1 protein-coding gene is annotated in these 777 nt (G+C 54.3%); it reads left to right on the forward strand.

Annotated elements, in window-relative coordinates:
• Positions 1-164: 164 nt before the first annotated feature.
• Positions 165-777, forward strand: a 613-nt coding sequence (locus ACLJRL_RS41190; protein ID WP_040177454.1) for an IS6-like element IS26 family transposase, incomplete at its 3' end; no start/stop codon positions are given.

Below are 777 nucleotides of genomic sequence, written 5' to 3' on the forward strand. Positions count from 1 at the left end.
TTCCAGGTACTGGTCGCTGTTCGGGTTGATCGCCAGGGGCAGGGCCTGCTCGCGCTTGAGTGCGGCGAACTTCTCGGCCGGCAGCAGGTAGTCGTCGAAGTGGCACTGTTGCAAATAGTCGGTGGTGATAAACTTATCATCCCCTTTTGCTGATGGAGCTGCACATGAACCCATTCAAAGGCCGGCATTTTCAGCGTGACATCATTCTGTGGGCCGTACGCTGGTACTGCAAATACGGCATCAGTTACCGTGAGCTGCAGGAGATGCTGGCTGAACGCGGAGTGAATGTCGATCACTCCACGATTTACCGCTGGGTTCAGCGTTATGCGCCTGAAATGGAAAAACGGCTGCGCTGGTACTGGCGTAACCCTTCCGATCTTTGCCCGTGGCACATGGATGAAACCTACGTGAAGGTCAATGGCCGCTGGGCGTATCTGTACCGGGCCGTCGACAGCCGGGGCCGCACTGTCGATTTTTATCTCTCCTCCCGTCGTAACAGCAAAGCTGCATACCGGTTTCTGGGTAAAATCCTCAACAACGTGAAGAAGTGGCAGATCCCACGATTCATCAACACGGATAAAGCGCCCGCCTATGGTCGCGCGCTTGCTCTGCTCAAACGCGAAGGCCGGTGCCCGTCTGACGTTGAACACCGACAGATTAAGTACCGGAACAACGTGATTGAATGCGATCATGGCAAACTGAAACGGATAATCAACGCCACGCTGGGATTTAAATCCATGAAGACGGCTTACGCCACCATCAAAGGTATTGAGGTGA

Origin of the sequence: Amycolatopsis sp. lyj-112, assembly GCF_046549055.1 — a bacterium.
Classification (GTDB): domain Bacteria; phylum Actinomycetota; class Actinomycetes; order Mycobacteriales; family Pseudonocardiaceae; genus Amycolatopsis.